Here is a 24,015-nt window from a genome sequence, read left to right on the forward strand (position 1 = left end):
CACTCTCCTCGGATAGATTTGACCTATGCCAAAAATAGCACACGAGGTTCGCGGTGCCGAGGTGATCGTGCGCGCCACGGGGGTCCTGTTCGACTGCGACGGCGTGCTGGTGGACTCCGTCCCCTCGGCGGCGATCGCGTGGGACGCCTGGGCGCTCCGGCACGCCCCGGGATTCGACTTCCTGAGGGACGCGCCTCATGGCATGCGGCCGAGTGAGGTGGTCGCGGCGATCGTGGGGCCGGAACGGGCGGCCGAGGCGGCGGCCGACCTCCTCGCCCGGGAGCTCGCCGTCGCCCCGGCGACGACCGGGATCCCCGGGGCCGCTGCGCTGCTCGCTGCGCTGCCCCCGAAGCTGTGGGCGGTCGCGACGAGCAGCAACCGAGCTGTCGCGACCGCACGGATGGGCGGAGCGGGTATCCCGGCGCCGGCGGTGCTGGTCGCCGCCGAAGACGTGAACAGAGGCAAGCCCGCGCCCGACCCGTACGTCCGTGCCGCACGGCTCCTCGGGCGGGACCCGGGGGCCTGCGTCGTCTTCGAGGACTCGGCGCCGGGGATCAGCGCGGCGCGAGCGGCCGGTGCCGGCCTCGTGGTCGGGGTGGGCACAGGCTCCGGGGCGGCTGACCCCGACCTGGTCGTGCACGACCTCGCCCACGTGCGGTGGAGCGGGGAGGCGCTGTGCCTCCGCGTGCTCAGCGGAGCGCGCTGAGGGCCTCGTCGATCACGTCCACGGCGACGTCGAGCTGCTCGTCGGTCGTGGTCAGAGTGGGGAGGAAGCGGATCACGTTGCCGTCGCTGCCGGCGGTGAGCAGCAGGATGCCGCGCTGGGCGGCGAACTCCGCGATCATGGAGGCGGCCCCGGCCAGCGGTCGCGTCGTCCCGGGGGTGCTCAGCTCGAAGGCCTGCATGGCGCCGATCCCGCGGACGTCGCCGATGACCGCATGGCGAGTGCGCAGACCCTCGAGTCGGGCGGACAGGTGGGCGCCGATCCGACGGGCGTCGGCGAAGAAGGTCCCGTGCTCGAGCTCGTCGAACACTGCGAGGGCGGCGGCGATCGAGACCGGGTTGCCGCCGAATGTGCCGCCGAGGCCGCCAGGGTCGGGCGCGTCCATGATCTCGGCGCGGCCGGTCACCCCGGCCAGGGGCAGCCCGCCGGCGATGCCCTTCGCCGTGAGCACGAGGTCCGGCACGAGGTCGAAGTGCGTGCTCGCGAACCACGTCCCGGTGCGCCCGAGGCCCGTCTGGATCTCATCGGCGATGAACACCACGCCGTTCTCCGTGCACCACTCCTGCAGGGCGGGGAGGTAGCCCTCGGCCGGGACGACGAAGCCGCCCTCGCCCTGGATGGGCTCGGCGATGACGGCCGCGAGGTCGTGGACGCCGATCCGCTGTTCGAGATGGGCGATCGTGCGCGCGGCGGCTTCCTCGCCGTCGAGGCCGTCGCGGTAGGGGTACGAGTTGGGGACGCGGTGGACATCGGGCGCGAACGGACCGAACCCGGTGCCGTACGGCGCCGCCTTGTGGTTCATCGCGAGTGCGAGGTTGGTGCGCCCGTGGAAGGCGTGGTCCAGGGCGGCGACGGCGCGCCGTCCCGTGTGCCTCCGGGCGATCTTGACCGCGTTCTCGACGGCTTCGGCGCCGGAGTTCGCGAAGGCCGTGCGGGTCTCGTGGGTGCCGGGGACCTTTTCCGCGAGCAGTTCGGCGAGGCGCACGTAGCCCTCGTAGGGGGTGACGGTGAAGAGCGTGTGCGTGACCCGGTCGAGCTGCTCCGCCGCGGCGGTGACGGCTGCGAGGTTGGTGTGGCCGATGGTCGTCACGCCGATCCCGCTGCCGAGGTCGAGGAAGCGGTTGCCGTCGACGTCGGTGACCCAGGGGCCGTCGGCGTGCTCGATGTAGACGGGGAGCACGCTGCCGACGCCGCGCGGGACGACCCGTTGCCGGCGCTCGTGCAGCGCCCGGCTCTGCGGCCCTGGCACCTCGGTGCGCAGGCGCGGGGTCGACAGGGCGGTGTCCGAGAACAGGCCGGGTGCGGACATGGGCGGGCTCCTTCGTGAAGGGGGTGTCGGCGGGTACGCGACGTGGTGTCGAAGCTATGTTAGATTTTGACCTATGTCAAAGATCGAGCGTGTGGGGGAGAGCGCCGAGCGCTACCCGACGGCCTTCACCGCCGCGGACTTCCGCGCCAACGTCGCCGACGTCCGCGCCCGCATCGACGCCGCCGCGGAGCGCGCAGGACGCGACCCCGGTGAGGTGCACCTGCTCCCGGTGAGCAAGACGGTGCCGACCGATCGGGTGCGGGTGGCCATCGACGCCGGGCTGTGCCGACTCGGCGAGAACAAGGTGCAGGAAGCCGTGCGCAAGCACCGGGAGACTGCCGACCTCGATGTGGACTGGGTGGTCATCGGCCACCTGCAGACGAACAAGGCCAGGGATGTCGCCTCCTTCGCCGCCGAGTTCCAGGCGCTCGACCGGCTGCGGGTCGCCGAGGCTCTCGACCGGCGCCTGCAGGCCGCGGGGCGCAGCCTCGACGTGTACGTGCAGGTGAACACCTCGGCCGAGGATTCGAAGTTCGGGATGCCGCCGGAGGAGCTTCTCGACTTCCTGAAGGCGTTGCCCTCGTACTGTGCTCTCCGTGTGCGCGGCCTGATGACGCTGGCGCTGCTCACACCGGACGATGCCCGGGTGCGGGAATGCTTCGCGATGCTGCGGACCCTCCGTGACAGAGCACGTGAGGAGAACCCCGAACTCATCGGCGACGGCGCCCTGTCGATGGGTATGTCCGGGGATTACGAGATCGCCGTCGAGGAGGGCGCGACGTGCGTGCGGGTCGGGCAGGCGATCTTCGGTGCGCGCGCCGTCCCGGACAGTCACTACTGGCCGGAGGGCTGACGCCCGCTCAGTCCTCGGTGCGGAAACCGGCCGCCTTGTGTGTGCCGTCGCAGAACGGCTTCAGCGCGGAGAGCCCGCAGCGGCACAGGGCCACCGTGCGTCGACGCGGGTCGATCACCGTGCCGTCGCTCGCGTGCAACTCGATCTCTCCGCGCACCAGGAGGGGGCCGTCCGGGTACGCCGTGACGGTGACCGGCTCGTCCCGGGCGGTCATGCCGTCGTCCTCTCCCGCAGCGCCGAGCGGCCCTCGGTCCACGCGTCGAGGGTGTGCGCACCAGCCCAGCCGTCGACCGTGAGGCACGCGGCCGCGCCGAACAGGATGTCTGCGAGCAGCTCCGGACGGTCCTCGGCGAGGCTGCCCGCGAGGTCGCGGGCCGCGATCTGCTCGTGCACCGCGTCGGCCTCCACGTGCTCCTCGAAGTATGCGGCGACATCGTCGGCGAACCCCAGCCGGTGCAGGCCGTCGGCGTAGAAGCGGCACGGGATCGACGAGGTCATCTCGTAGGCGGCGAGGTGACCCACGATTGCGCCCACGAGGCGGCGGTTGAGGCCGAACAGGCTCATCATGTTGTGCGAGGCGAGCGTGATCGCGGGGGCGTCGTCGACGTAGGCGCCGTATGTGTCGTCGAGTCCGGCGGCGCGAAGGGCGCGGGCGTAGAGCTCCGCGTGCACCCGCTGCGGTCGGCCGCCGCCGTACTCGTCCGACTGGATCTCCACCAGCGCCGCCTTGGGGCGGCCGGTCAGCCGTGGGATCGCCCAGGAGTGCGGATCGGCCTCCCGCAGCGTGTACACGGAACGGAGGATCAGCGACTCCTCGGCCTGCTCGCGGGTGGCCTTCCTGGCGATGTGCCGCGACAGGCTGGGGCCCGTGTCCGCAGCGGCGAGGGCGAACAGGGCGCGCCCCACGGCGTCGACTGTCGGCTCCGGAAGCTCGGGCACGGGCACGGTCTCGCGCAGTGCGGCCTCGAAGGCGTCCTCGAGGATCCGGCGCGCGGTGACCACCCCGGCCTCCCACTCCAGCGCCGCATCGAGCTGCGGCAGCGAGCCGTACGAGGACGCATAGAGGACGAAGAGGGCGAGCTGGATGTCGTCGTCCCGGACCACATCGCTGCTCTCAGCGACGGCTGTGGTGGCGAGGTCGGGCAGGGCGGCGGCGTCCTCGCCGCGACCGGTGAGGACGTCGAGGACGGCGCCCGACAGAGGACCGCGCGGCGAGAAGGCGACGGCGGTATCGGGGTCGAGGGTGGAAACGGTCATGAGGAGGGGCTCCCATCGAGTCGATCACCGATATCCTCGTCCGCGCGAACGGGGGCCACCAGGGACTTGACGCCGAGGCGCTCGGCAGGCAAGCGCCTCCGTCGATCGTCAGGGGCACCCGGCGAAGACGTACTCCTCGTCGTCCGGCGTGACGAGGTCGCGATCGCGGAGCACCAGGGATGCCGGGGCGTCCGGGTCGGCGCACAGCTCCGCGAACGACCGCGGGAGCTGGTCGGTGTACTCGATGTCGATCACGTGCGGCCCGTAGACCGCGGTGTATGCGCCGCACTCGGCGTACGCGGCGCAGTCCTCCGTCACGGCGAAGTCGAAGCCCGCGCGCTCCTTCAGGGCCTCCGCATGCTCGGCCGCGTTCTTCTGTCCGGCGGCGAGCCCGACGCCGTGCGCCGCGTCGACGAGGAGCTCTGCGAGCGCGAGGTTGTGGTCCAGAGTCAGGAGGCCGAGCGAGCGTGAGAAGGAGTCGAGGTTGTCGAACTCGACCGCCTGGAAGCCGGAGTCCGCGCAGCCCTCGATCCAGGGGATCACGATCTCCGCGATGCGGGACCGCTGCGCTGCGCTGCCGGTATCCAGAAGGGCCTCGTCGGGCCACTCCGGGTCGAAGACCACATCGTCACCGTCATGCAGGAGAAGGTCGTCGGGCCACTCGGCGAGCTCGCCCGGCTGGGTCTGGAATCCGTTGACGTAGCAGACGGAGTAGAGTCCCGCGACCGGCTCCGCGCTGCGGTCTCGCCCGACGATGCCCACGCCCTCGGCCGGATCGTACGCGCCGCCGAGCTGGTAGTCCGGAAGGGCTCCGGCCGGAGGAAGCACGACGCCGGCCGATGACCCCGTTCCCTCCGCAGGGAGGGCGGTCGGGGCGGCGCAGCCGGCGAGAGCGAGGATTCCCATCGCGACGCACGCCGCCGGCGCCAGGGACACGCGTGCCGTTCTTCGACCGCGTCGAGAGCGCGGCGCGGTCATCGCGGCTGAGGCGTCGGCTGCGCGGGGGCGTCGACCGGCGGCGCCGCCGCCTCCGAGGGGTTCCGGCGGATCCCGATCCACGACACGACGCCGCCGAGCACGAGGAGCGCCGCGGTGACCCAGGCGGCGTTGTGGAACCCGTCGAGGTCGAGGGAGCCGCCGACGATGGTCGACAGCATCGCGACGACCAGCAGCCCCGCGACGCGGGAGACGGCGTTGTTCACGGCGGAGGCGATGCCGGAGTGGTTCTCGTCGATGGCCCCGAGGATCGCGGCCGTCAGTGGGGCGACGGTGAGCGACAGGCCCAGCCCCATCACGATCATGGCCGGGAGCACCTGCGCCCAGTAGTCGAAGGCGGTGTTCACGGTCAGCAGCATCAGCGCTCCGACGGCCATGATCAGCGGCCCGACGGTCATGAAGATGCGCGGGCCCCAGCGCCCCGCCCACCCGCCGGCGCGGGAGCTCAGCAGGATCATCAGGATCGTCATCGGCAGGCTCGCGAGTCCCGCCGCCGTCGCGCTGAGTCCCGCCCCCTGCTGGAGGTAGACGCCGACGACGAAGCCGTTGAGCGAGAGCGCGGCGTAGACGAAGAGCGTGGCGAGGTTGCCCCACCCGAAGTCGCGCACCCGGAACAGCCAGAGCGGCATGAGCGGCGTGGCCGAGCGGCTCTGCCGCCACAGGAAGACGGCGAAGAGCGCGGCCCCGACCACGGCGGGGATCCAGATCGCGGGGGAGGCCCACCCGAGGTTCGGCTGCTCGATGAGGGCGAAGACGATGGCGCCCAGGCCCAGCGCGCACAGTGCTCCGCTCCACCAGTCCACCCGGACGCCCCGAGGGTGCTCCGGCAGGTGCAGGCGGGCGAGCAGCAGCAGCGTCACTCCGATGGGGAGGACGTTGATGAGGAACACGAAGCGCCAGGAGAGGAAGTCGACGAAGAGCCCGCCGAGGAGGGGGCCGACCAGTTGGGCCGCCGTGGTGAAGGCGGTCCAGACGCCGATGGCCCTCGCCTGCAGGTCGCCGCGCATGGTCGCGGTGATGAGGGCGAGGGAGCTCGGGACGAGGAGGGCGCCGGCCGCTCCCTGCGCTCCGCGGGCCACGATGAGCATGAGCGGATCGATCGCTGCGGCGACCGCGACCGACGCGATGCCGAAGGCGATGAGCCCGATCCGCATCACCAGGACCCGGCCGTAGGCGTCGGACAGGGACCCGGCGAGCAGGATCAGCGCGCTGAGGGTGATGAGGTACGCGTCGACCACCCACTGCTGCGTGGTGATCCCGCCGCCCAGCTCTTCACTGATGGCGGGAAGCGCGACGTTCACCACCGTTCCGTCGAGGAACGTGACGAACGAGGCCAGCACGGCGATCGCGATGACGAGCCGCTGGAGCGGGGCGAAGGATGACACAGGCCGACCCTACTCCCGGGGTCGGACGCGAGGGGCCGGTCAGTCAGCCGATGTCCCGGTACCTTCCGCCAGCAGCCGTCGGAGTGCGGGGAGGCCGTCCCGTCCGTGCGCCGCGCGCTGCCGCGCCGCGCCGGTGCCGTCCGCCCGCATCCGGGCGAGTCCCGCTCGCACGGTGTCCGCATCGCCCTGCTCGTCCAGCACCGGGCCGATGTCGTCGAGCAGGTGCTCGGCCACGGTCCAGGCCGGGGCGACCTCGCCCGTGAGCGGATCCAGGATGCGGGCCGTCATCCCCGCTCTCGACGCCATCCAGATCGACGCGTCGATCGTCTCCGTCTCGTCGGCGACGATCCGCTGCGCGGACGACAGGGCGATGCCGCGGGTCAGCAGCGCGGAGAGAACGGCGTCCTCCGCGGTGAGCTGCGTGTCCGCGACGCGCGCCTCGACCGTCGGGTAGCGCTCGGACAGGCGCACCGCCCAGGAGAGGGAGGTCGCCTCCCCGATGGTCCCGAGATCGAGGAGCTGGTCCACGCGCGTGCGGTAGGCGTCGACATCGGCGAACCGGGGCGGGCACCACGACGAGGGGAGCCGGCGGATGAGCATGCTCCGCCAGCTCGCGAAGCCGGTGTCGATGCCGTTGCCGAACGGACTGTTCGTACTGAGGGCGAGCAGCAGGGGCAGCCACGCGCGGAGTCGATTCAGCGCACGGACCCGCTCCTCCTCGTCCGGGACCTCGACGTGCACGTGCAGCCCGTTCACCTCGTGTTCGCGGGTGAGGTGCGCCAGGCGCCGGGCGACGTCGTCGTAGTGCGCCGACGGCGAGAGCCGGGGAGAGCGGAGAGTGGTGAACGGCGAGCCGGTCGGCGCCGCGATCGCGCGCCGCGCGCGGGCCTCCGCGCCGATGGCAGCCCGCAGTGTCGTCAGTTGCTGCAGGGCCTCGGCTCCGGTCCGCACCGGATCGGTGAGGGCCTCGAGCTGTGAGGCCAGGTACTCGGTGGTCACGCGTCCGGCGGCGACCTCGCCGCCGATGCGCTCCAGGATGTCACCGCTGAGGGCGACGGGGACGAGCGAATCCTCATCGAGCAGGAGGAACTCCTCCTCGATCCCGAAGCGCGTCATCCGGGTCAGTGGTTTCGCAGTTCGGAGATGAGCTCGGCCTTGCGCTTGCCGCTGTAGCCCGTGAGGCCCAGTTCCTTCGCGCGCTTCCGCAGCTCGGGGACGGTCCAGTCCTCGTAGTCCCCGTGCTCCCCGCCGCGCCGACCGACCGAGCTGCGGCCGTCGCGTGCGGCGGCGTTCGAGATACGGGCGGCCTTCTCCTTCGAAGCGCCGTCGTCGCGGAGTTCCTCGTACAGTTCCGGATCCTTCAGGGAATTGTTGCGTCGTCCTGGCATTGCTCTGCTCCTTCGCGCATCGAGAGGGTCGAAGTCAACCCCCTCCAGGGAGGGTGTGGTTCGGGTCTAGCGTGGTGTCACCGCAGTCGGGCGCCCGCGCCCCCAGAGAAGGGAAAGACCGATGAACATCCTCCTGATCATCGTCATCGTCATCGCCGTGATCCTCGCGATCACCGGAGGACTGGTGCAGTCGCTCCAGTTCCTGCTGTGGGTCGGTCTGGTGCTCCTGGCCATCGCCGTGATCGCCTGGCTGATCCGAGCGATCACCGGCAGCCGCAAGGTCTGACCCGAGTGCGGAGGGGGAGGCTCGCCATCGGCGAGCCTCCCCCTCTTCATGGGTTCAGCGGGTGGGGGATCAGCGGTTGAACGCGTCCTTGACGCTGTCGCCGGCCTTGCCCGCGGCGTCCTTGACGTTCTCGCCGGCCTGCTTCGCGTCGGCCTTCACCTGATCCGCCTGGCCTTCGGCCTCGAGCTTCTCGTTGTCGGTCAGCTTGCCGAAGCCTTCCTTGGCCTTGCCACCCAGCTTCTCGGCGGAGTTCTTCATGTCATCTGCGCCACTCATAAGAGGCTCCTCTCCTTGACGGATCGATTGCTCTTCGAGCCTCCCACCGGCCCTCCGCACCGTCCACGGGATTGACATTCGCGCAGCGGCGTGTCAGCGTCCCGCGACCATCGACTCCCGTCCGCAGGGGTTAGCCTGGCGCCAGGCGGGTGTCCTGCCCGTCGTCCTCGACGAAGGGAGCGGTGTGCGATGGACGCGATGATGATGGGTGCCATGTCCAAGAACATGGAGTCGATGCCGGACATGGCGATGATGGACATGTCGGTGCTGCAGGCCTGCATGGATGCCTGCGCCGCCTGCGAGCAGGCCTGCACCGTGTGCGCGACCCAGGAGATGGACTGCGCTCCGGCCTGCATGAACTGCGCGGACATGTGTCACACGATGATGCGGTCGATGCTCCGCATGCAGGGGATGACGCCGGCCACGATGATGGCGATGCTGGACGCCTGCATCGCGATGTGCCAGATGTGCATGGACGAGTGCATGCAGCACGCCGATCACAGCGACGTCTGCCGGCTCTGCGCTCAGGCGTGTCAGGCCTGCATGAACGCCTGCATGGCGGTCCGCGACATGATGATGGCGAGCGCCTGACCCGAGGGGATCAGGGCATCGTCACACGACGGCGACGTTGAAGCGGGTGCGCCCGACGGCGAGGACGGCGTAGTCGAGGTGGAGGGCGACCGGGCTGCCGATCGCGGCCTCCAGCGCGGCGCCGGAGCCGTTCCACAGCGTGTGCGTGGTGCCGTCGAGCGTGCGGACGACGAGGTCTCCGGCGACCGGATCCGCCGCGATCACGAACGCGTCCGCCCACCCTGCCGGAGTCGCCGCCGCGAGGCGCTCCTGGATCAGGTGCAGGGCGTGGCCGGGTGCCGACGACGAGCAGCGGCCGCCGTTCCCGCACATGCACGTCGCACGCTCACGCACCTCGAGGGGCGGACGGCGGTGCAGCGGCGTGGACACGGGGACTCCTTCGGATCGGCGTCCCGCCAGAGTACGTCGACCGGGTCGGGATCCCGCAGCGCCCCCGACACGCGACGAAACAAACGGGTGTAGGCTCGCCGGGTGCTGTCGTCGATGAGCGCCCTCGGGGCGCGGAGCGGAGCTGCAGGCGCGTTCAGCGCCGCAGGCAGAGGCTGAGGACCGGCCGGAGGCGGAACCCCGTCCCCGGTGCTGCGTCGTACCCCGGTACCGTCCGGGTGATCCTCCGATCCGTCTCGCCGTTCCGGCGATCACACCGAAAGCTCTTCCCCCATGCGTCCCATCGACGAGCGCGCTCTGCGCGCCTCCTTCCGCAACGCCTCTCGCAAGGAGATCTCCGACATCACCCTGCCGCCCGGCTTCGCCGAGACGGACTTCGACCGGCTCGACTACCTCGGCTGGGTCGACCCGAAGCTGCCTCGTCGCTCCTACGTCGTCACGTGGATCGACGACGAGCCGGTCGGCGTCGTGCTGCAGCGCGCCGAGCAGCGCGTGCTCGCCCGCGCGCAGTGCTCCTGGTGCGAGGACGTGACGCTCCGCAACGACGTGCAGCTGTACGTCGCCCGCCGCGCCGGGGCCGCCGGTCGCAAGGGCGACACCGTCGGCGTGCTGGCGTGTGCGGAGTTCGGGTGCAATGTCGCGGTGCGCAGGCTCCCGCCGCTGGCCTATCCGGGGTACGACCGCGAGCTCGCGCGCGAGATGCGGATCCTGCGGCTGCAGGAGCACGTGACCGGGTTCGTCCGCGAGGTCGCCGGTCTGACCCTCTAGGCCGTCACGGCGCGCACGTGGGCGAGGGCGGGTGCCTCCCACGCCGCCGACAGCCGGGCGAACGTCTCGAAGCTGCGTCCGCCCGGCCAGTCGGCCGGCAGCATCGCCGGGGGCAGCCCGGGATCCGTGTAGGGCAGCACCCGCCACCGGTCGATGAGGTGCACGTAGGCCGGGAACGGCGCGTCGGGCAGGGCCGCGAGCGATGTCTGGAAGGACTCGTGCTCGGCGCGCAGCCCGTCCAGGTCCCACCACGCCGCGGCGGCCTCGGCCAGGGTCCCCGCCGGGGCCGGGGCCGACGCGTCGAACAGGGTCGCCCAGCGGCGGGCATCCAGCTCGTCGAGGATCTGCTCCGCTTCCTCCCGGAGATGTCCGGGGCAGATCCACAGGGCGGGGGAGACGACGCCGGCGCCGATCCAGTGCAGTCGGCGCCGCAGCTGATGGCGCACGCTGCGTGCGCTCTCCGGGATCGAGAACGACACGAGACACCACGGATCGTCGTCGGTCATCTCCCGCATCCGGAAGATCCGGCGGTCGCCCCGCTCCAGCATCGGCACCGCCGCAGGGCTGAGGCGGTAGCCGATCGCGTCGCGGCGCTCGGGGATGAGCAGACCCTTCTGCTTGAGACGGGCGATGCCCGTCCGGGCGGGAGCCGCCGGGATTCCGAGGTCGCCGGCCAGCGCCACGAGATCGGCAGCGGAGATCCAGCCGCCGAGCGGGCGCAGATACAGGCCGATCAGGGTGCGCAGGAGCGAGGCGGTGCTGCCGGGGCGGGCGTCGATGTCATCGAGCACCACCGGTGCCGCGGGGTCAGGAGACACCGGACTCCAGTGCGTCCCTCACCGCGAGCACCCCGGCGACGGTCTCGGCGTGCGACGTGCTCAGCGGCGACAGCCCGAGCCGGATCCCGTCCGGGAAGCGGAAGTCGGGGATGACGCCGTCGGCCCAGAGCCTCCGGGTGACCTCCCGGAAGTCCGGGTGGCCGATCGTGATGTGTCCACCGCGCAGCGCGGGGTCGCGAGGGCTGAGCAGGCGGACGTCCAGGGGCGCGAGCAGCTCGTCGTACGCCCGGACCGCGAGCGCGGTGAGCGACTCCGACTTCGCGCGCACGCCGTCGATCCCCGACTGTTCGATGAGGTCGATCATGCCCTTCATCGCGAGCATCGAGGTCACCGGCGGCGTGCCGCTGAGGAGCTGACGGATGCCGTCCGCCGGGACGTACTCGGGGCCCATGGCGAAGATGTCGGCGGCGCTCCACCAGCCCTGGATCGGCTGCCGCAGCACGCCCTGCAGGTCGTGGCGGAGGTAGGCGAACGCGGGCGACCCCGGGCCGCCGTTGAGGTACTTGTACGTGCAGCCGACCGCCATGTCGACGCCCCAGTCGTCGAGCTGCATCGGCACGACACCCGCCGAGTGGCAGAGGTCCCACATCATCAGTGCCCCGGCCTCGTGGACGACGGCGGTGATGCCCGGCATGTCGGCGAGGGCGCCAGAGCGGTAGTCGACGTGGCTGAGCGAGACGAGCGCCGTCCGCTCCGAGACCACGGCCGCGACGTCGTCGATCGTGACGCCGTGCACCGGATCGGGCGTGATCCAGCGCAGCGTGGCCCCCATCTCCGCTGCGACGCCTTCGGCGAGGAACCGGTCGGTGGGGAAGTTCCCCTCCTCGATCACGAGCTCCGTCCGCCCCGTGGGTCCCTGAGCCGCGCCCGTGGGTCCCTGAGCCGCGCCCGTGGGTCCCTGAGCCTCGCCCGTCGGTCCCTGAGCCGCGCCCGTGGGTCCCTGAGCCGCGCCCGTGGGTCCCTGAGCCGCGCCCGTGGGTCCCTGAGCCTGTCGAAGGGCGCCCCGCATGAGCTTGTAGATGAGGACGCTCGTGGAGTCGGAGACGACCGTCTGTCCCGGACCCGCCCCGAGGGCGACGGCGCCGATGCGGTCGCCGAGCTCCATCGGCAGCGCCATCCACTGCTCGTCCCAGGAGCGGATGAGGCGGGTGCCCCAGTCCTCGCGCACGAACGCGGCGAGCTTCTCCGGCACGTCGCGCAGCGGGCGGCCGAGCGAGTTGCCGTCGAGATAGGCCGTGACGCCCGGGGCCTCGACGAAGGCGTCGAGGTGGGCCGCGAGGGGGTCGGACGCGTCCAGGGCGCGGGCGGCATCGAGGAGGGCGGTGTCGGCGGAGCGGTCGGTCATGTCACACCTTCAGGTCGGCGGGGGTGAGGGGGCGGGCGGCCAGAGGATCGGCGGATCCGGGTGGCAGCAGGAGGAGGAGAGAGCGGGGATCGAGCGGGTCGACGGGCGCGAGGGCGCGGAGGAGGGCGTCGTCGTCGAGGCCGGCGGTGCGGAGGGCGGCGACCTCAGCCGGGTTCAGGTCGACGGGGGTCGGGCCGTTGCCCATGTCGGTGCCGTAGCGGACGATGCCGCCGGCGGCGTGGAAGCGGGCGACGTTGTCGATCGCGATGGCCCGCGCGTGGGAGTCGTGGATGGCGAGGGTGCTGATCCAGGAAATGCGGGCGGCCTGCTCCGCGATCTCCTCGTCGTCCAGGCGCTCGGAGAACGGGGCGTGGGCCAGCTGCGTCGCTCCGAGGCGGACGACGCGCTGCGCTTCGCCGGAGCCCTCCGCATGGGCGATCACCGGGAGGCCTCGGGCTGCGGCGAGGTCGGCGATCGCGCGGAAGAGGGCGTCGGAGAAGACCGGGCCGGCGGTGCTGTTGCTCGCGACCTTGACGCAGGAGACACCGGCCGCTGCCATCTCCTCGACCGCGGTCGCCGCTGCCGCGGGGTCGGCGATCTCCCGCACCGAACCCGCCGGCGCCCAGGCGCGGTCCGAGGGGTATCCACCGGGAGGCGTGAGGAACGCGCCGGCGAAGTCGACGGTTCGCAACTCAGGAGAATCCGGCCCAGGAGCACCCGGAACCGCCTCGGAAGCGCCTCCGCCGGTCGAAACTCCTGAGTTGTGAACGGCGATCCGCGCCACCGTGGACGGATCGCCGCCGAGGTCGACCACTCGTCCGAGGCGGGACGAGGCCAGGAGGGCGTGGTCGACGAGCTGCAGGTGCACGTGGTGGTCCGTGAAGCCCCCGACGATGCGGCCGGAGAGGACCGGGCCCCCCGGCGCGGGTGTCTCCTCACCGAGCCGGGGGCGCCCGTCCTCGCCGAGTCCGACGACGCCGTCCCGCCAGCGCTCGCCGTCGAAGAACGTCGCCGTGAGCATCAGGAACCGATCTCGGTGCGGACGGTGTAGAGCTCGGGGAAGAAGGTCAGGTCGAGGGCGCGCTGCAGGAAGCCGACGCCGCTCGACCCGCCGGTGCCGACCTTCATCCCGATGGTGCGGGACACGGTCTTGAGGTGACGGAAGCGCCAGAACTGGAAGTTGTCCTCGAGATCGACGAGGTCCTCGCAGGCCTCGTAGAGGTCCCAGTGGGTGCGCGGGTCCTGGTAGATCGCACGGATGGCAGGTACGAGGTCCGGGGTCTCGCGGTAGGGCTCCCGCACGTCGCGGTCCAGGATCTCGCGGGGGATCGGGAGGCCGCGGCGAGAGGCGTAGCGGAGGAACTCGTCGTACAGCGTGGGCTTCTCCCACTCGGCCGTGAGGAGCGCGAGATTCGCCGGGTGGTCGCGGAAGACGCTCAGCATCTTCTCGTTCTTGTTGCCCAGCGCGAACTCGACGGCCCGGTACTGCACCGACTGGAAGCCGGACGAGTTGCCGAGGGCGCCGCGGAACTGGGCGTACTCCGTCGGGGTCAGCGTCGCGAGCACCGACCACTGCTGCGTCATCACGTCCTGGATCCGCTTGACCCTGGCGATGCGCTTGAGGGCTTCGCGCAGGTCGTCCGCCGCGAGCAGCTCCCGCGCCGAGCTGAGCTCATGCAGCAGCTGCTTCAGCCAGAGTTCCGTCGTCTGATGCTGGATGATGAACAGCATCTCGTCGTGGTGCTGCGGGTCGCTCACCGGATGCTGTGCCGTGAGGAGCTGGTCGAGCGCGAGGTACGAGCCGTAGGTCATACGCCCGGAGAGATCCGTGACGATCCCCGACTCGAGTGCGCGTTCGTTCTCCGTGTGCATCCCGCGAACATATCACTTCCGTGCCGATCGTCACAGACATGTTATGTCCAGATCCCGCCCCGCTTGCACGACCCGGCGCCAGTGGCACGGGTTTCTCCCGGATTCGGTCGTGCACCCGTGCCCGGGTCGTGCACCCGTCCCCGGGTCGTGCACCTGTGCCCGGGTCCGTTTCCACCCGTGCCGAGGTCCGCCTGCACGACCGGGGAACGGATGAACAGACGTCCGGCCGAACGAGTCGTGCCGTCGTGTCGGGATCGTGCGACCGTGGCAGCCCCGCCGGACGAAAGGGGCCGGGTCAGCGGGTGTGCGCGTCGAGGAAGGCGATGGTGTCCGCCAGGGCCTTCCGAGCCTCGGGCAGATCGAGGTGGAACTGGTACTCGTGCGGGAGGGCGGGCTCGTGCGGCGCGGGCCAGAACACCGGCGTCACATCGACGCCGAGCTCCTGCAGCCGCTTCGCCATCGGGATCGACTGGAGCCAGGTGAGCCCGTCGCCATTGCCGCCCGAGATGTACGTCGCGGGGAAGTCGGAGGTGACCCAGTCCACGGTCGACATCGTGGCGCCGGTCGAGTCCTCCGCCCAGGTCTTCGTCCCGGAGTACGCCCACATCGCCGACTTGAAGCCCCACCCCGGGACTCCGTCGAGCTCGGCCAGTGCGGCGAGGTCGTAGACGCCGCAGTTCAGCACGGTCGCGACGAGCTGGTCGGCGCGGATCGACGGGCGGATGCCGAGGATCTCGGCGTAGTCCGGATTCGTGATGAGCGTGGCCATCTGGCTGGCGAGCTGAGCGCCCGCGGAGTCCCCCGCCAGCACGATGCGACGCGGGTCGACGCCGAGTTCCGCCGCGTGCGCGTCGATGTAGGCGAGGGCCTCGTCGAGCTGGTGGACGGCGAGCGGGTACACGCCCTCGGGTCCGCGGGTGTAGTTCACGCCGATGGTCGTGTAGCCCTCCGCGGCGAGGATGCGGAGGTAGGGATCGACGTCCTCCTTCGAGCCCGAGATCCAGGCACCTCCGTGGATCCACACGACAGTCGGCAGCGCGCTGTCGGCGGAGGCGGGGCGGAAGACGTCCATCGTCGTGTCCGCGCCGGCATCCCCGTAGGCGATGTCCTTCCGTTCGTCGAGAGGCGTGTCCGGGACGTGCTTCGTCATCTCCGCCGCGGTCTCGTCGCCGCCCTTCGTGAACACCGAGCGGATGATCATCGCGGATGGCCACGGCGTGAGCGCCCCGATGATCGCGACGACGGCGACCGCGGCGAGGACGCCCACGGCGATCTTCGTGCGACGCCAGGGCGACCGGCCGGTCTTCGCGGCCACGGTACCGGCGGTGCTGCGGGAGTCTTCCACGGCCTCAGTGTGCCAGTATCCGCCGTCGTGGACAGGGAATGACCAGCGTCGTCAATCGGCGAGGCTCGCGATGAGGCGCCGGAGGCCGTAGTCGAATGCGCGGTCGACGTCGCCGCCGAGTCGGAACGCCCCGGACAGCTCCATCTGCAGGAATCCTGTGGCCCAGGCGGTGAAGAGGCGTGCGGCGTCGAGGGCGTCCGCCTCGCCGACCGCGGTGGTGCAGGCGCGGATGACGGGGGCGGCGGAGCGTTCCAGGGTCTCGTGGGAGACCGCGGCGTTGAACATGAGGCGGAAGCCCTCCGGGTGCGCGTGGGCGAAGGTGCGATAGGTCCGGGCGAGGGCGGAGAGGTCGTCGCCCGCCGCCTCGAGCTGGGTTGCGAGGGCATCGACGGAGGCCGTGGCGACCGCGACACGCAAGGCCTCACGATCCCGCACGCGCTTGTAGAGGGAGGGGGCACGCACGCCCACGCGCTCCGCGACCGCCTGCATCGTGAGTCCCGCAGGGCCGTCGGCCTCGAGGATCTCCTGGCCGGCCGCGACGATGGCATCGATCGATGTGCGTTCGGGGGTGGGCATGGATCCTCCTCGATGGCTATTGACAGTAGCCATGATAGCTACGTAACGTAGCCAGCGCAACCGCCCGAGAGGATCATCATGAAGCTCGCTCCCCACCTCCACCGCCTCGGCAACGACATCGTCGCCTCGTATCTCATCGACCTGCCCGAGGGCATCACCCTCGTCGACGCCGGGTTGCCCGGGCACTGGAACGACCTTCAGCGAGAGCTCGCCGTGATCGGCCGACCGCTGTCCGACATCCGCGGACTCGTGCTGACCCACGGCGACAGCGACCACATCGGTTTCGCGGAACGGCTGCGCCGCGAGGCCGGCGTTCCGGTCTACATCCACGGCGCCGATGCTCACCGCGTGCGTACAGGGGAGAAGCCGAAGACTCCGATGGGCCCTGCACGGCCCGGTCCGATGCTCGGCTTCCTCGCCTACGGTCTCCGCAAGAGCGCCCTCCGCACGCGCCACGTCACCGAGGTCTCCGAGGTCGCGGACGGTGATGTGCTCGACCTCCCCGGGGCTCCGGTCGTCGTGGGGCTTCCGGGGCACTCGCCGGGGAGCATCGCGGTGCATGTCCCGGCGGTCGGCGCGGTATTCGTCGGCGATGCCCTGACCACGCGGCATGTGCTCACGGGGGAGGAGGGCGCGCAACCCGCCCCGTTCACCGACGAGCCCACGGAAGCCCTGGCCTCGCTCGACCGCCTCGCGGCACTTGACGCCGCGTGGGTCCTTCCCGGTCATGGTGCTCCCTGGCGCGGAACTCCCGCCGACATCGCCGCCGCGGTCCGCGCCCACGCCTGACCCGCCGCCCCTGCCGAGCTCAAGAACGCTCCTCCCCGTGGCTGCCGAGGCGCGCTTCGCGTCCCGCCCGAACGCCACACCCCAGTGCCGGATCGATACCGCACCGCAGTCGCGCGGCGGAGGTGCGTTTCGCGTCCCGCGACGGACACTCCGCGCGGGATCGAAACCGTTCCCGATGGACCCTCTCAAGGAGTGGAATCCGTCCCGCGGCCGGACTGCACCTCGTGCCGGGATCGAAAACGGGCCGGATGGGGCGCGCGGAGGTGCGATTTCCGTCCCGCACGGGCGGGGAGGGGGAGAGGGTCAGCGGGAGAGGAGGGTGGCGGTGTCGGTCACGGTGATCTGCGGGGGATACAGCCTCATGACCTGCACGGCGGCGGCGTGGTTCTCGGCCGTGGAGCCGGCGCAGGCGTCGGCGGCGAGCGTCACCCGTGCTCCGGCATCGGCGGCGGCGAGAGCGGTGGACACGACGCAGCAGTCCGTCGACACCCCCGCCAGCACGATACGGCCACCGTGCCCGACGATCGCCTCGAGCTCCGGGCCCCACTTGCCGAACGTGGGCAGGTCGACGGTCGGATGAGGAGACAGGCCTTCCGCCTCGGGGACCAGTGCATAGAGCGCGTCGTCGGCGGACCGGTCGGCGAACGGCCACGCCGCGAAGTACTCGCCCCAGGAGGTGGAGCGGTCGGCCGTCGGAAGCCACCGGGTCACGAGCACGCGCTCGCCGAAGGCCTCCGCGAGCCGACGGATGTTCGCCATCGCCTCAGCGAAGAACGGCGAGCCCCAGGCGGAGTCGGGCGACGCGAAGATCACCTGCGGATCGACCACCACGAGCCAGCTCTCGCTCCCTGGGCCTGCCGCCTCCGGGGCCCCTGAGCCTGCCGCCTCCTGGGTCCCTGAGTCTGCCGAAGGGCTCACGACTCCTGCCGCCGGATCTTCCCCGCCCGGGCGAACCAGGTCACGAGGAACGACAGCACCAGCGCCACGAACACCCCGAGGTTCGCGTACGCCCAGTCCCCGTCCGTCCCGCCGACGAGGAACAGGAGGTACCCCTGCCAGTTGTTCCACGGCGCGGCGTCCGCGAAGCCGTTGAGGACGAGACCCCAGCCGATCACGCTCGCGACGACCATGGTGCCGATGGACGTCCAGTCCCAGGCGCCGTAGCGTCCGCGGCTGTCGAAGAGGGCCTCGTCGTCATAGTCCTTGCGACGGCGCAGGATGTCGGCGATGAGGATGCCGGCCCAGGAGGCCAGCGGCACGCCGAGGGTGATGAGGAAGCTCTGGAACGGGCCGAGGAAGTCGGTCGCGAAGAACACCACGAAGATGGTGCCCGCCGTGAGGATCGCGCCGTCGATCGCCGCCGCCGACGGCCGCGGGATGCGGATGCCGAGGCTGAGCAGGGTCAGGCCGGAGGAGTAGATGCCGAGCACCGCGCCGGAGACGAGCGCGAGCACGGCCGTGAACAGGAACGGCACGAGGACCCACACCGGCAGGATGCTCGCCAGCGCGCCGATCGGGTCCGCGGCGATCGCGTCCATGAGCTCGGCGTCCGATCCCGCGAGGAGCAGACCGAAGACGACGAGGATGACCGGTGCCACCGAGCCGCCGATCGTGTTCCAGGCGACGATCGCCCCGTCGGACGCGGTGCGCTTCTGGTAGCGCGACCAGTCCGCGGCGATGTTGATCCACCCCAGTCCGAACCCGGTCATCACCATCACGAGCGCGCCGACGACCTGGCCGATGCCGCCGTCGGGACGGGCCATCACCGCAGCGAGGTCGATACTCGGCGCCGCGAGGATGATGTACACCACCGTCACGACGCCCGTGATCCAGGTCAGCACCGACTGGAGCCGCATGATCGTGTGGTAGCCGAGCACCGAGGCGGCGACGATGAGTGCCGCGACGATCACGGTCGCGAGGATCTTCAGCCAGAGGCTGTCCCCGTCGCCGCCGAGCTGCGTGATGACCGTCGCCGTCGCCAGTACCGCCATGATCGCGAGGAAGGTCTCCCAGCCGATCGACGTGAGCCAGGACACGATCCCGGGGACCTTCTGCCCCTGGACGCCGAACGCGGCCCGGGAGAGCACCATCGTCGGCGCCGACCCCCGCTTGCCCGCGATCGCGATGAGTCCGCACAGCAGGAATGACACGACGATGCCGACGACTGAGACCAAAGTCGCCTGCCAGAAGGAGATGCCGAAGTCGAGCACGAACGAGCCGTAGGACATCCCGAACACCGAGACGTTCGCCGCGAACCACGGCCAGAACAGGTCGCGGGGCGTGGCGGTCCGCTCGGACTCGGGGATGATCTCGATGCCTGCGCGCTCGATGAGAGCCGGCCTGATGTCGGTCATCCTCACATCCTGGCACTCCGCGAGCGCACTCGTGACGTGGATCAGGGCACCGCGCCGGGCGCGCGGCTCAGCCGGCGAAGAAAGCCCCGGCCACGCGCGTCAGGTCGTGCAGGTCCGAGACCCCGGCGAGCTCGCGCGCGGAGTGCATCGAGAGGATGGGGATCCCCACGTCGACCGTGCGGATGCCGAGCCGTGTCGCGGTGATCGGTCCGATGGTCGAGCCGCACGGCACGCTGTTGTTCGAGACGAACTCCTGCGTCACCACCCCGGCCCGATCGCACCAGTTCCGCCAGGACGCGGCGCCGACCGCATCGGTCGCGTAGCGCTGGTTGGCGTTGAGCTTGAGGATGGGCCCGGAGCCGAGCACGGGCTGAACGACGGGGTCGTGTCGGCCGACGTAGTTCGGGTGCACGGAGTGCCCGACGTCGCTGGACAGGCACCACGACGACGCGTACGCCTGGCGGCGGGCGGAGCCGTCGGCCCCGAGCCCTGCGTAGAGCCGCTCCAGCACATCCTCGAGGAAGGGGCCCGCGGCGCCGGAGCGCGACTCGGAGCCGAGCTCTTCGTGGTCGAACGCGGCGAGGATCGCGACGGGGGCTCCCGCCTCGGGTTCATGGGCCGCGAGGGCCACCACGCCCGCGTGCACGGAGGCGAGGTCGTCGAGCCGGCCGGAGGCGAAGAACGCGTCGTCCTTGCCGAACACCGCGCCCCGCGCGGCATCGGCGACGACGACGTCGTAGCCGCGGATCTCTGCGGGGTCCACGGCGGCGGATGCCGCGAGCTCGGCCAGCACGTCGGCCTCGGTCGGGTCGCCGAGACCCCACACCGGCTGCGTCTCGGTCTGCTTGTCGAGCGCGAGGCCGTTGTTGACCCCCCGATCGAGGTGGATGGCGAGCTGGGGGAGGCGCAGCAGGGCTCCGGTGTCGGCGAGGACGACCCGACCGTCGGCGAGGGCGAGCCGGCCGGCGAGGCGCAGCTCCCGGTCGAGCCAGGAGTTCAGCAGCGGACCGCCGTACACCTCGACGGCGGCCTGCAGCCAGCCGCGGGCTCCGGTGGTCGGCTGTGGCTTGAGCTTGAAGCCGGGGGAGTCGGTGTGCGCCCCGAACACCTGCACGGGCGTCGTGGCGGTCGCCCCCTCCGGCACCACCCACGCGATCGTCGCGCCGTCGCGGACCACGAGGTACCGGCCTCCGGGCTGCGCGGGCCAGGCGTCCTCCTCCTGCAACCGTGTGAATCCGGCCTCCTCCAGACGGCGGGCCGTCTCGGCGGCTGCGTGATAGCTCGACGGGGAGGCGGCGACGAAGTCGGCGAGGTCCTCGGCGTGGGCGAGGGCGTCCGGGGTGACGGGCATGGCGTGACCTTCCTGCGCGGGGTGTCCTTCGAGCGTAGTCGCGCCCCGTCACGAACCCCGTCTCGCGGCCTTCCCGGTCGGGGATAGGGTGGTGGCGATAGCGCCTAGGGTTCCGGGGTCTGCACCCGTCTGGTCCGAGCGGCGCCACGGTCCTCCTCCGCAGGAGGGTCGTCATCTGACAGGACAAAAGCCCGGAGGACCCGATTCGTCGCGCCCGCGGCGGAGGGAAGGGTCTGCCGTGTCCGCCGTCGCTCTCGTCCTCGTCCTCGCCGCCGCGATCGCCCACGCGTCCTGGAACGTCATCGCGCACGGCATCAGCCGCGCCGGCTCGCCGTTCCTGTGGTGGGGTGCCGTCGCCAGCACGGTCGTCTGGATCGGGGCCGTACCGTTCACGGGCGGACTCGGTGCGGCCGACCTCGGCTCGTTCGCGCTCGGAGTCTCCGTCTCCGCGGTCCTGCACGTCGCCTACATGGCCGTGCTGCAGCGCGGCTACCGGGAGGGCAGTCTGTCGACGGTCTACGCGACGGCGCGGGGCACCGGGCCTTTCCTCTCGGTCATCGTCGCCGTGCTCCTGCTGGGGGAACGCCCCTCGGCCCTGGCGCTCGTCGGCGTCGCCGCGGTGATCGTCGGGGTCGTCGCGATCGGGTTCGTCGACCGCCGGCCGACAGGGAGCGGGCGCCGCATCGACCCCGGTCTGCTGTTCGGCGCCCTCACCGGCGTGGCGATCGCGGTCTACACGATCTGGGACGCCCACGCCGTGCGCGAGTGGGAGCTGTCACCCGTGGCGTTCATGGTCGGCACCACGCTGCTGCAGGTGCCGTTCTACTCCGTGGCGGTGCGCGGACGATGGGGTGCGGTCGTGGCGCTGGGGCGCACGCAGTGGCGCCGCATCCTGGCCTTCGGCATCCTGTCGCCGCTGTCCTACATCCTCGTGCTGACCGCCATCCAGATCGCTCCCGTGGCCCTCGTCGCACCGCTGCGGGAGGTCAGCGTCGTGCTCGTGAGCCTGTTCGGCGCCTTCGTCCTGCGCGAGTCCCGGCCGGGATGGCGGATCGGCGCCTCGCTGATCGTCCTCGTCGGGATCGTGCTGCTCGCGCTCTGAGGCCGCGGCTCAGCGGAAGGTGACGAGTCCGGCGTGGGCGGCCGTGACGAGGATCTGCACGCGGTCGCGCAGGTGCCACTTCGACATCATGCGGCCGAGGTGGGCCTTCACCGTCCCCTCGGAGACGATGAGCGCCTTCGCGATCTCGGCATTGGACATGCCCTTCGCGAGGCACTGGAGCACCTCCTCCTCGCGCTCGGTGAGCGGTTCGAGGGTCTCCGCGGCTGCGGTGGGAGTGGAGTCGCGCACGTGGCGGATCAACATCGACGCGATGCGGGGCGACAGCGAGCTCGCTCCGGCGAACACCTCGCGAACACCCGTGACGATCTCCTCCGCGCTGGAATCCTTCAGCAGGTAGCCGGAGGCGCCGGCGCTCAGCATGGGCAGCACGGTGTCGCTGCCGTCGAGCGTGGTGACGGCGAGGATGCGGACGTCCGGCCATCGTTCGGCGATCGCCGCGGTCGCTTCGATGCCGTTCATCTCCGGCATCTGGACGTCCATCATCACGACGTCCGGCTTCTCGCGCTCGACCGTCGTGAGGGCCTCCAGGCCGTCCTCCGCCTGCGCCACGACCGTGATCTCGGGCGCGCGCGACACGAAGTGCGACAGCGCGGAGCGGACCAGAGGATCGTCATCGACGATCACGACGCGGATTTCCTGCATGGAGGAAGCCTAACGGCGTGAAGCGGGCGCTCTGAGGATGTAGACCTTTGGCTATCGAGGTCTGGACGAAGGCCAGATGTGCGCTCCGCGCGCCGCCGAGAAGATGAATACAGACATCGACAAACGGCACTAGAACGGAGGTGAATGTAATGACTTTCTGGCAGCAGGTTGGCAAGCTTTTCGGTTTCACTCGCTAGGATAGCTGGCGAATAGGAGACAGTGCACCATGGCCTTAGACCAGTCAAAACGGGCGGTGCCTGATATTTTCCGACTCGCACGCGGCGAACGCCTCACACGCGTAGAGAGCATCGTCATCCTCGCGATCATCAGCGTGATGGTTGCGATCGACGTCTTCACTCTTTTCACGGACCCCACCGTGAATCCCCTCGCCTCCGCGGTGAGCATCGCCTCGACTCTCGCTACCGCTCTGTTCCTCTGGTCGCCTCTGATCGCCACCTGTGCGATCGGCATCGTTCTGGTGGCCTCGTTCTTCACGGGGACCGAATCGCAGGTCCTCATCACCGCCGCCCTGGCGTCTGCGCTGGTCATGCGCCTGGGGTGGACCCCTCTTGTCCTCTCCTACACGGGAGTCTTTCTCGTCGCTGCGTCCGTCATGGCGTACGGCGACTCGGACGTCCCGGTCAACGTCGGCATCTACCTGATCGCGGCCACCGTCGCCGGGGCCATCGGCCTCGGACTCCGGCTGGCCTTCGACCGCGGACGTCGCCTCGAGCACGAGCTGGAGGCAGCGGCTGAGCAGGAACGGGAAGCCGTCCTCGCCGAGCGACGATGGATCGCCGGCGAGCTGCACGACAGCATCGCGCACCACCTCACCGTGGTGTCGCTGCACGTACAGATGCTCGAAGACCCCGACGCCAGCGATGGCTCCCGGGAGGCGATCCGCGTCGCCGCCCGCAAGGCCATGACAGACCTCCGTTTCGTGATCGACCTCGCCGACGACGGCCCGCGCGCTGCGGGCATGCCGACCGGTGACCTCGTCGCCGCGGTCGAGGAAGCGCGGACCGAATTCGAAGCGGCCGGGCACGACGTCATCCTCGACGGCGACCCCGGCGACGAGCGCATTCCCCGCGCGGTCGAGATCGTGCTCGCGCGCATCGTGCGCGAGTCGGCCACGAACGTCCTGAAGTATGCCGGCCCCGGAACCGTCGAGATCCGTCTCGCGGTGGACGACGACAAGGCGCACCTCTCACTGCGCAGTCCGCTCCCCACGACGCCGCGTCGGGAGCTCTCCTCCAGTCGGACCGGCCTGGGGCGGATGGCCGAACGCGTGATGGGCGCCAGCGGCGAGTTCAGCGCCGGGGAGGTGGACGGACACTGGCTCGTGTCCGCCGTGTTGCCGGTGGTCTGAGCCCCGCGTATCCTGAGACGACGCCCGTGATTCCGCCCCCGAGGCCGTAGACGAAAGTCTACGAGTGTCTCGACATTCGGCACTTCAGAGGCTTCGCGGCGCCGACATATCCTGAAGGCTCCCCAGATAAAGCGTCCCCAGCGCTGCGATCGCGGGCGCGATCTTTCTGGCTTCTTACACTCCCGCGCCC

The 24,015-nt window shown here is 70.8% G+C and carries 27 protein-coding genes; 8 read left to right on the plus strand and 19 right to left on the minus strand.

Annotation, left to right across the window (positions count from 1 at the left end; translation table 11 throughout):
• Positions 1–25: 25 nt before the first annotated feature.
• Positions 26–706 carry an HAD-IA family hydrolase gene (locus tag AB1285_RS01610; RefSeq protein ID WP_370428602.1) on the plus strand — a complete coding sequence of 227 codons (681 nt, stop codon included), beginning with the start codon at positions 26–28 and terminating at the stop codon, positions 704–706.
• On the opposite strand, the gene gabT is transcribed toward AB1285_RS01610, so the two are convergent.
• Positions 690–2,033, minus strand: coding sequence for a 4-aminobutyrate--2-oxoglutarate transaminase (gene gabT / locus AB1285_RS01615; RefSeq protein WP_292797317.1), 1,344 nt, complete (start codon positions 2,031–2,033; stop codon positions 690–692). The two genes, AB1285_RS01610 and gabT, sit on opposite strands and share 17 nt — an antisense overlap.
• Before the next feature lie 73 nt (positions 2,034–2,106).
• On the opposite strand from gabT, the gene AB1285_RS01620 reads away from it, so the two are divergent.
• Positions 2,107–2,886 (plus strand): YggS family pyridoxal phosphate-dependent enzyme, encoded by a 780-nt coding sequence (locus tag AB1285_RS01620; protein WP_370428603.1) that lies wholly within the window; start codon positions 2,107–2,109, stop codon positions 2,884–2,886.
• A 7-nt stretch (positions 2,887–2,893) separates the two neighbouring features.
• Here AB1285_RS01620 and AB1285_RS01625 read toward each other — a convergent pair whose 3' ends face one another.
• From AB1285_RS01625 to AB1285_RS01650, 6 genes are all read right to left on the minus strand, one after another.
• Complete coding sequence (locus AB1285_RS01625; RefSeq protein ID WP_187662356.1) at positions 2,894–3,100, minus strand: CDGSH iron-sulfur domain-containing protein; 207 nt, start codon at positions 3,098–3,100, stop codon at positions 2,894–2,896.
• Positions 3,097–4,143 carry an iron-containing redox enzyme family protein gene (locus tag AB1285_RS01630; RefSeq protein ID WP_268776619.1) on the minus strand — a complete coding sequence of 349 codons (1,047 nt, stop codon included), beginning with the start codon at positions 4,141–4,143 and terminating at the stop codon, positions 3,097–3,099. Before AB1285_RS01630 ends, AB1285_RS01625 begins: the two co-directional genes overlap by 4 nt.
• A 108-nt stretch (positions 4,144–4,251) precedes the next feature.
• Positions 4,252–5,079 (minus strand): endo alpha-1,4 polygalactosaminidase, encoded by an 828-nt coding sequence (locus tag AB1285_RS01635; RefSeq protein ID WP_370428604.1) that lies wholly within the window; start codon positions 5,077–5,079, stop codon positions 4,252–4,254.
• Positions 5,080–5,117: 38 nt separating this feature from the next.
• On the minus strand, positions 5,118–6,524 hold the full coding sequence (locus AB1285_RS01640) for an MFS transporter (protein WP_370428605.1): 1,407 nt from the start codon (positions 6,522–6,524) through the stop codon (positions 5,118–5,120).
• 39 nt (positions 6,525–6,563) lie between these two features.
• A complete protein-coding gene (locus AB1285_RS01645) occupies positions 6,564–7,640 on the minus strand; it encodes a carboxylate-amine ligase (protein ID WP_370428606.1) in 1,077 nt (358 codons plus the stop codon).
• A gap of 5 nt (positions 7,641–7,645) precedes the next feature.
• Positions 7,646–7,912: a DUF7218 family protein gene (locus AB1285_RS01650; protein ID WP_187662351.1), complete on the minus strand. Its 267-nt coding sequence runs from the start codon at positions 7,910–7,912 to the stop codon at positions 7,646–7,648.
• 121 nt (positions 7,913–8,033) lie between these two features.
• Between AB1285_RS01650 and AB1285_RS01655 the strand changes: the two genes are divergently transcribed.
• Positions 8,034–8,198 carry a hypothetical protein gene (locus AB1285_RS01655; RefSeq protein WP_164498167.1) on the plus strand — a complete coding sequence of 55 codons (165 nt, stop codon included), beginning with the start codon at positions 8,034–8,036 and terminating at the stop codon, positions 8,196–8,198.
• A gap of 69 nt (positions 8,199–8,267) precedes the next feature.
• Here AB1285_RS01655 and AB1285_RS01660 read toward each other — a convergent pair whose 3' ends face one another.
• Entirely contained in the window at positions 8,268–8,474 is a 207-nt protein-coding gene (locus AB1285_RS01660; protein WP_101848342.1) for a CsbD family protein, read from the minus strand.
• 189 nt (positions 8,475–8,663) lie between these two features.
• On the opposite strand from AB1285_RS01660, the gene AB1285_RS01665 reads away from it, so the two are divergent.
• Positions 8,664–9,065, plus strand: coding sequence for a hypothetical protein (locus AB1285_RS01665; protein WP_025102514.1), 402 nt, complete (start codon positions 8,664–8,666; stop codon positions 9,063–9,065).
• A 21-nt stretch (positions 9,066–9,086) separates the two neighbouring features.
• Here AB1285_RS01665 and AB1285_RS01670 read toward each other — a convergent pair whose 3' ends face one another.
• Complete coding sequence (locus AB1285_RS01670) at positions 9,087–9,434, minus strand: hypothetical protein (protein WP_268776623.1); 348 nt, start codon at positions 9,432–9,434, stop codon at positions 9,087–9,089.
• 291 nt (positions 9,435–9,725) lie between these two features.
• Between AB1285_RS01670 and AB1285_RS01675 the strand changes: the two genes are divergently transcribed.
• Entirely contained in the window at positions 9,726–10,220 is a 495-nt protein-coding gene (locus tag AB1285_RS01675; protein ID WP_187662349.1) for an FBP domain-containing protein, read from the plus strand.
• Here AB1285_RS01675 and AB1285_RS01680 read toward each other — a convergent pair.
• The 6 genes from AB1285_RS01680 to AB1285_RS01705 all read right to left on the minus strand — a co-directional run bounded on the left by AB1285_RS01680 (position 10,217) and on the right by AB1285_RS01705 (position 16,197).
• Entirely contained in the window at positions 10,217–11,038 is an 822-nt protein-coding gene (locus AB1285_RS01680; protein ID WP_370428607.1) for a PaaX family transcriptional regulator, read from the minus strand. The two genes, AB1285_RS01675 and AB1285_RS01680, sit on opposite strands and share 4 nt — an antisense overlap.
• Complete coding sequence (locus AB1285_RS01685) at positions 11,028–12,404, minus strand: kynureninase (RefSeq protein ID WP_370428608.1); 1,377 nt, start codon at positions 12,402–12,404, stop codon at positions 11,028–11,030. Before AB1285_RS01685 ends, AB1285_RS01680 begins: the two co-directional genes overlap by 11 nt.
• A 1-nt stretch (position 12,405) precedes the next feature.
• Positions 12,406–13,425, minus strand: a complete 1,020-nt coding sequence (locus AB1285_RS01690; protein WP_280564995.1) for an amidohydrolase family protein — start codon at positions 13,423–13,425, stop codon at positions 12,406–12,408.
• On the minus strand, positions 13,425–14,276 hold the full coding sequence (locus tag AB1285_RS01695; RefSeq protein ID WP_187662345.1) for a tryptophan 2,3-dioxygenase: 852 nt from the start codon (positions 14,274–14,276) through the stop codon (positions 13,425–13,427). Before AB1285_RS01695 ends, AB1285_RS01690 begins: the two co-directional genes overlap by 1 nt.
• 295 nt (positions 14,277–14,571) lie before the next feature.
• Entirely contained in the window at positions 14,572–15,621 is a 1,050-nt protein-coding gene (locus tag AB1285_RS01700) for an alpha/beta hydrolase (RefSeq protein ID WP_370428609.1), read from the minus strand.
• A gap of 51 nt (positions 15,622–15,672) precedes the next feature.
• Positions 15,673–16,197, minus strand: a complete 525-nt coding sequence (locus tag AB1285_RS01705) for a TetR/AcrR family transcriptional regulator (RefSeq protein ID WP_370428610.1) — start codon at positions 16,195–16,197, stop codon at positions 15,673–15,675.
• Between the two features lie 78 nt (positions 16,198–16,275).
• On the opposite strand from AB1285_RS01705, the gene AB1285_RS01710 reads away from it, so the two are divergent.
• Complete coding sequence (locus AB1285_RS01710) at positions 16,276–16,986, plus strand: MBL fold metallo-hydrolase (RefSeq protein ID WP_187662342.1); 711 nt, start codon at positions 16,276–16,278, stop codon at positions 16,984–16,986.
• Between the two features lie 303 nt (positions 16,987–17,289).
• Here AB1285_RS01710 and AB1285_RS01715 read toward each other — a convergent pair whose 3' ends face one another.
• The 3 genes from AB1285_RS01715 to AB1285_RS01725 form a co-directional block, all read right to left on the minus strand.
• Positions 17,290–17,817 carry a cysteine hydrolase family protein gene (locus AB1285_RS01715; RefSeq protein ID WP_370428659.1) on the minus strand — a complete coding sequence of 176 codons (528 nt, stop codon included), beginning with the start codon at positions 17,815–17,817 and terminating at the stop codon, positions 17,290–17,292.
• Between the two features lie 83 nt (positions 17,818–17,900).
• Entirely contained in the window at positions 17,901–19,340 is a 1,440-nt protein-coding gene (locus AB1285_RS01720; RefSeq protein WP_259954293.1) for a purine-cytosine permease family protein, read from the minus strand.
• A gap of 67 nt (positions 19,341–19,407) precedes the next feature.
• Positions 19,408–20,691 (minus strand): M18 family aminopeptidase, encoded by a 1,284-nt coding sequence (locus tag AB1285_RS01725; protein ID WP_187662340.1) that lies wholly within the window; start codon positions 20,689–20,691, stop codon positions 19,408–19,410.
• 238 nt (positions 20,692–20,929) lie between these two features.
• On the opposite strand from AB1285_RS01725, the gene AB1285_RS01730 reads away from it, so the two are divergent.
• Entirely contained in the window at positions 20,930–21,793 is an 864-nt protein-coding gene (locus AB1285_RS01730) for an EamA family transporter (RefSeq protein WP_259954295.1), read from the plus strand.
• 9 nt (positions 21,794–21,802) lie between these two features.
• On the opposite strand, the gene AB1285_RS01735 is transcribed toward AB1285_RS01730, so the two are convergent.
• Positions 21,803–22,456, minus strand: coding sequence for a response regulator (locus AB1285_RS01735; RefSeq protein WP_232089094.1), 654 nt, complete (start codon positions 22,454–22,456; stop codon positions 21,803–21,805).
• A gap of 334 nt (positions 22,457–22,790) precedes the next feature.
• Here AB1285_RS01735 and AB1285_RS01740 point away from each other — a divergent pair, with 334 nt between their 5' ends.
• A complete protein-coding gene (locus AB1285_RS01740) occupies positions 22,791–23,825 on the plus strand; it encodes a sensor histidine kinase (RefSeq protein ID WP_259954296.1) in 1,035 nt (344 codons plus the stop codon).
• Positions 23,826–24,015 lie beyond the last annotated feature (190 nt).

This window comes from Microbacterium sp. NRRL B-14842 (genome assembly GCF_050470785.1).

What these genes read in the sequence shown, in the direction of transcription:
- AB1285_RS01660 (WP_101848342.1), bottom strand. Translation starts at nt 8,474, where the DNA reads ATGAGTGGCGCAGATGACATGAAGAACTCCGCCGAGAAGCTGGGTGGC.
- AB1285_RS01725 (WP_187662340.1), bottom strand. Translation starts at nt 20,691, where the DNA reads ATGCCCGTCACCCCGGACGCCCTCGCCCACGCCGAGGACCTCGCCGAC.
- AB1285_RS01740 (WP_259954296.1), top strand. Translation starts at nt 22,791, where the DNA reads ATGGTTGCGATCGACGTCTTCACTCTTTTCACGGACCCCACCGTGAAT.
- AB1285_RS01665 (WP_025102514.1), top strand. Translation starts at nt 8,664, where the DNA reads ATGGACGCGATGATGATGGGTGCCATGTCCAAGAACATGGAGTCGATG.
- AB1285_RS01720 (WP_259954293.1), bottom strand. Translation starts at nt 19,340, where the DNA reads ATGACCGACATCAGGCCGGCTCTCATCGAGCGCGCAGGCATCGAGATC.
- AB1285_RS01690 (WP_280564995.1), bottom strand. Translation starts at nt 13,425, where the DNA reads ATGCTCACGGCGACGTTCTTCGACGGCGAGCGCTGGCGGGACGGCGTC.
- AB1285_RS01620 (WP_370428603.1), top strand. Translation starts at nt 2,107, where the DNA reads ATGTCAAAGATCGAGCGTGTGGGGGAGAGCGCCGAGCGCTACCCGACG.
- AB1285_RS01630 (WP_268776619.1), bottom strand. Translation starts at nt 4,143, where the DNA reads ATGACCGTTTCCACCCTCGACCCCGATACCGCCGTCGCCTTCTCGCCG.
- AB1285_RS01655 (WP_164498167.1), top strand. Translation starts at nt 8,034, where the DNA reads ATGAACATCCTCCTGATCATCGTCATCGTCATCGCCGTGATCCTCGCG.
- AB1285_RS01625 (WP_187662356.1), bottom strand. Translation starts at nt 3,100, where the DNA reads ATGACCGCCCGGGACGAGCCGGTCACCGTCACGGCGTACCCGGACGGC.
- AB1285_RS01705 (WP_370428610.1), bottom strand. Translation starts at nt 16,197, where the DNA reads ATGCCCACCCCCGAACGCACATCGATCGATGCCATCGTCGCGGCCGGC.
- AB1285_RS01675 (WP_187662349.1), top strand. Translation starts at nt 9,726, where the DNA reads ATGCGTCCCATCGACGAGCGCGCTCTGCGCGCCTCCTTCCGCAACGCC.
- AB1285_RS01685 (WP_370428608.1), bottom strand. Translation starts at nt 12,404, where the DNA reads ATGACCGACCGCTCCGCCGACACCGCCCTCCTCGATGCCGCCCGCGCC.
- AB1285_RS01735 (WP_232089094.1), bottom strand. Translation starts at nt 22,456, where the DNA reads ATGCAGGAAATCCGCGTCGTGATCGTCGATGACGATCCTCTGGTCCGC.
- AB1285_RS01710 (WP_187662342.1), top strand. Translation starts at nt 16,276, where the DNA reads ATGAAGCTCGCTCCCCACCTCCACCGCCTCGGCAACGACATCGTCGCC.
- AB1285_RS01610 (WP_370428602.1), top strand. Translation starts at nt 26, where the DNA reads ATGCCAAAAATAGCACACGAGGTTCGCGGTGCCGAGGTGATCGTGCGC.
- AB1285_RS01650 (WP_187662351.1), bottom strand. Translation starts at nt 7,912, where the DNA reads ATGCCAGGACGACGCAACAATTCCCTGAAGGATCCGGAACTGTACGAG.
- AB1285_RS01645 (WP_370428606.1), bottom strand. Translation starts at nt 7,640, where the DNA reads ATGACGCGCTTCGGGATCGAGGAGGAGTTCCTCCTGCTCGATGAGGAT.
- AB1285_RS01695 (WP_187662345.1), bottom strand. Translation starts at nt 14,276, where the DNA reads ATGCACACGGAGAACGAACGCGCACTCGAGTCGGGGATCGTCACGGAT.
- gabT (WP_292797317.1), bottom strand. Translation starts at nt 2,033, where the DNA reads ATGTCCGCACCCGGCCTGTTCTCGGACACCGCCCTGTCGACCCCGCGC.